The sequence below is a fragment of the Anabaena catenula FACHB-362 genome (genome assembly GCF_014698735.1).
GTDB classification, from domain to species: domain Bacteria; phylum Cyanobacteriota; class Cyanobacteriia; order Cyanobacteriales; family Nostocaceae; genus Anabaena; species Anabaena variabilis_A.
Map to the genome: position 1 here is coordinate 1 of NZ_JACJTQ010000100.1, position 4,040 is coordinate 4,040.

General features: G+C 39.7%; 2 protein-coding genes and 1 pseudogene. 2 read left to right on the forward strand and 1 reads right to left on the reverse strand.

The genetic code is table 11. From position 1 onward, the window contains the following. Positions 1 to 127: 127 nt before the first annotated feature. Positions 128 to 2,332 (forward strand): annotated as a pseudogene (locus tag H6G68_RS26590) (efflux RND transporter permease subunit); the annotation flags it as partial. 30 nt (positions 2,333 to 2,362) lie between these two features. On the opposite strand, the gene H6G68_RS26595 reads toward H6G68_RS26590, so the two are convergent. After that, positions 2,363 to 2,875 (reverse strand): MarR family winged helix-turn-helix transcriptional regulator, encoded by a 513-nt coding sequence (locus H6G68_RS26595; protein WP_242045416.1) that lies wholly within the window; start codon positions 2,873 to 2,875, stop codon positions 2,363 to 2,365. An 83-nt stretch (positions 2,876 to 2,958) separates the two neighbouring features. On the opposite strand from H6G68_RS26595, the gene H6G68_RS26600 reads away from it, so the two are divergent. Then, positions 2,959 to 3,429 carry a GNAT family N-acetyltransferase gene (locus tag H6G68_RS26600; protein WP_190909324.1) on the forward strand — a complete coding sequence of 157 codons (471 nt, stop codon included), beginning with the start codon at positions 2,959 to 2,961 and terminating at the stop codon, positions 3,427 to 3,429. Positions 3,430 to 4,040: the final 611 nt, after the last annotated feature.

A 4,040-nucleotide genomic window follows, 5' to 3' on the forward strand; every position in this document is an offset into this window, starting at 1 on the left:
CACTTTTTCAACACGCGGCCATGTATTGATACAAAATTTTATCTAACTTGTTGCTGCAATGTCTGATGTTCCGTTAATTTTTAGTCAGCTTATGGTTCAAAGTTTGGCCATTTTTGAGGTAAAAGCACAATTTCCATACGATTCCTCATTATTTGTAGAAGCATCCCGTAAAGAAGTTGTCAAAACTTTATTAGAAGCCATTGTCTTGGTTGTCATCGTCATTTTTGTTTTCTTGCAAGACTGGCGCACTACCATTATTCCCGCAATTACAATTCCGGTTTCTTTAATTGGCACGTTTGCGTTTGTCAAAGGTTTCAATTTTTCCCTCAATAGCCTGACTTTGTTTGGTTTAACCCTAGCAAGTGGCATGGTCGTTGATGATGCCATCGTTGTTGTTGAAGATATAACTCGTTTGATTCAAGAAAAGGGTTTAAGTCCGCGTCGCGCTGCATCTCAATCAATGCACGAATTATTTGGGGCGGTTATTGCCACATCTTTGGTACTTTTAGCTGTATTTGTTCCTGTAGGATTTTTCCCCGGAACAACGGGACAACTATATAAACAATTTGCCTTAACCATCGCTTTCTCAATTGTACTTTCGACTTTTAACGCCATTACCCTCACTCCGGCCTTAGCAGCTATGTTATTACGGAAAACAGAAAAACCACGTGGTTTACCAGGTTGGATATTTGGGGCAATTAATTGGTTACTGAACTGGATTCAAAAAGCATATCAACAAATTCTCAAGTTGCTAATTCACTTAAAAATCGTTGTATTACTACTATTTATTGCATCTTTGGTTTGGACAGGTTGGCTTTATTTGCGTGTTCCCACAGCATTTTTACCAGAAGAAGACCAAGGTTATTTTATTAATTTAATGCAAGGACCAGATGGGACTTCACTCAACTACACCCGTGAAGTTGCGAAACAAGCAGAAAAAGAACTTTTGAAAATCCCAGAGATTCAAGGTACTTTTGCAATGGGTGGTGTGGGTTTTAGTGGTAACACTCCCAACAGAGGCTTGATATTTGCACCGCTCAAATCTTGGGATGTGCGAAAAACAGCAGCACAAACAGCATCAGCAATTGTTAATCAAGCTAGAGGTAAACTTTCAACTATTAAAGACGCTTTTATATTTGCGGTTAACCCCCCGACTATTCAAAGTTTAGGCAGTGTGGGTGGTTTTGTATTTCAGTTGCAAGATAGAGGAGACAGAAATAATAGCGATATTAATAACTTAGTTAAAATCAGCCATGATTTGATCGGTAAAGCTAATCAAACCCCAGGATTACAAGGAGTATTTAGCACCTACACCGCTAACGCACCACAGTTACTTATCGAAGTAGATCGGGAAAAAGCCGAGGTTTTACAAGTTCCCGTGAGAGATATTTTTAGCACCTTACAAACTTTCATTGGTTCACGCTACGTTAATGATTTTAATGCTTTTGGTCGCACCTACCGAGTCTATGTCCAAGCAGATCAACAGTTTCGCTCTAACCCAGAAGATATCAGCCAATTATATGTACGTTCAGGAAGGGGTGAAATGATTTCTCTTAATAGTTTGGTGACAGTAAAACCAACTACTGGACCACAAACAATTAATCATTATAACCTCTATCGTTCCATAGAAATTAATGGTGCAGCCGCCCCTGGTTTTAGTTCTGGACAAGCAATAGAAGCTATGAAAAATTTAGCCGCTACTGTTTTACCGAAAAACATCAGCTATGAATGGTCAGGTATTACTTTAGAAGAATTAGAATCTGGTGGACAAGCACCAATTATTTTTGGTCTAGGAATTTTCTTTGTTTTCTTAGTATTAGCTGCTCAATACAATAATTTTATTGATCCTTTGATTATTTTATTATCAGTTCCCTTGGCAGTTTTAGGAGCATTGTTAGCTCAATCATGGCGCAGTTTATATAACGATGTTTACTGTCAGGTTGGGTTAGTGATGTTAATTGGTTTAGCTAGTAAGAATGCAATTTTAATTGTTGAATTTGCTAACCAATTACGTGAACAGGGTTTTTCAATTACCAAAGCAGCAGTGAAAGCTTCTGGAGAACGTTTAAGACCAATTCTCATGACAGCAATTTCCACTTTATTGGGAATTTGGCCTCTAGCTGTGGCTACAGGAGCAGGTTCAGCTAGTAGACAATCTCTTGGTACTGCTGTCTTTGGGGGAATGTTTGTTGCTACTTTCTTGAGTTTATTTGTAGTACCTATTTTGTATATCGTGATTACCCAAATTCGCTTACTTTTTACAGGTGTACCAAAAGTTCGACTTCAAGCAGGTGAGTTAGTAAAACCATCAGGAGTTGACGTACTTCCCTAAAAATAAGCGGGAATTCTGCATTTACCCGTGTTAAGTCAATTCGCTGTAACGTTTACCCACTGGACAATTTAAACAGTTGCTTTCATCACATAAGCGGCAGATAGTTAAGGCACTATCCTTCGTTTTTGTCAGGGAAAACAAGATTTGGTTAGTGATACGACACAAATGTAGGCGGTCTTTTGAAGATAGAGAAGCGATCGCTTCCTCAAGTGCCAAGAGCCGCGCTTGATGGATCTTGCCCACCATAGCTTCCCCTTCTTGGGTCAATTTCAACTCCACCGCTCTGCGATCGACAGAGCAACGTTCACGCAGAATCAATCCTTGTTTCTCCAGTCGTTCTACAAGCCTTACTGCACCTGGATGCGACATTCCCAGGGCGCGGCGCAATTGTTCAATTGGTATCCCAGGTGCGTGTCTTACCAAGCAAAGAGCCTCGGTAGCTGGTCCTGCATCATCGATCATTTGATCCGCCGACTGAGCGATCAAATCTGTCAAGGCAAGGGCTAAAGCCCCCACTACATTCGCAAGGTTAGTGTTTTCCATACCTAAATTATATGCGTCACGCATATTGACATCAAGCAAATTTGTTGTTTATTATATGCTTCAAGCATATAATTGAATTCTCCATGATCCGACCTACCAAACCCGAAGATGCAGCGGAAATAATTGCTGTAGCCAACACAATCGGTTTTCAGTCTAACGAGCTTGAGTATCTCAGCAAAATCCTGGCTGACTACTTTGGTGGTAAGAGCGACAGCAACCCCTTCTGGATCACTGACGAAGATGACAAAGACGGGCCAGTTGGAGTCGCCTATTGTGAGCCTGAACGGATGACCGATCAGACGTGGAATCTACAATTGATCGCTATTCGCCCCGATCACCAAGGACAAGGACGCGGTGGGAAATTGTTATGCTACATAGAAGAAACTTTGAAGGCGCGTGGTGGAAGAATGCTACTGGTGGAAACGTTAGCAAGCTTAGAGCGCACGAGGAAGTTGTACGCGAAGTGCGGTTACGAGGAAGAGGCTTGCATTCGGGACTTCTACACAGCGGGCGCTGATAAGATTGTGTTTCGTAAGGTGTTAAATGCTGACTAGCAGGTTACAAGTGAAAATCTGCAATATTGTCTCAAAGGCTTGCTGTATCTAAGTTGAATAGTCATTAGACATCTCCGTAAATTCAATATGTGTGTTCCAAAACCTTTGTAGAGACGTTCCGGCGGAACGTCTTTAGCACATTTTTCGGAGGTATCTATTAAGGTAAAGATAGGATTCTGTCTGAACATATTTCAGTGAAGCGGGTCAATAATTGCTTTTCACCTAGCATACAGAATTTTAGACTTAATTTAAAAAATAAAACTTAGACGCACGTTTATTGAAAAAATAGATGTGCTTTTTGCACTGATGAAATCAAAAAAATAACTAATAATTTCTTCTATTTCCTATTGACTCTCCACCTAACTAGAGAATTTAAACTAATTTTAGGTTGAGTGGATAATTTATAAATTCTCTCAATTTGTAAATATTCTCAGTAATGAAATAATGGAGGAATATCAATGAATCGCTTTCTCAATGCCATTGCTATCACTACTGTTTTGGTAATAGACATCTCCGAAAAAGAATTAAATTATGGTATAAGAATATAAAAGTGTATTTTTTGGTAAGACGTTATGGGCAGTATATTTGAATATATTCAGAGCAATCCTCAC

Coding starts and splice junctions, on each gene's coding strand:
- H6G68_RS26595 (WP_242045416.1), bottom strand. CDS start 2,875: ATGGAAAACACTAACCTTGCGAATGTAGTGGGGGCTTTAGCCCTTGCC.
- H6G68_RS26600 (WP_190909324.1), top strand. CDS start 2,959: ATGATCCGACCTACCAAACCCGAAGATGCAGCGGAAATAATTGCTGTA.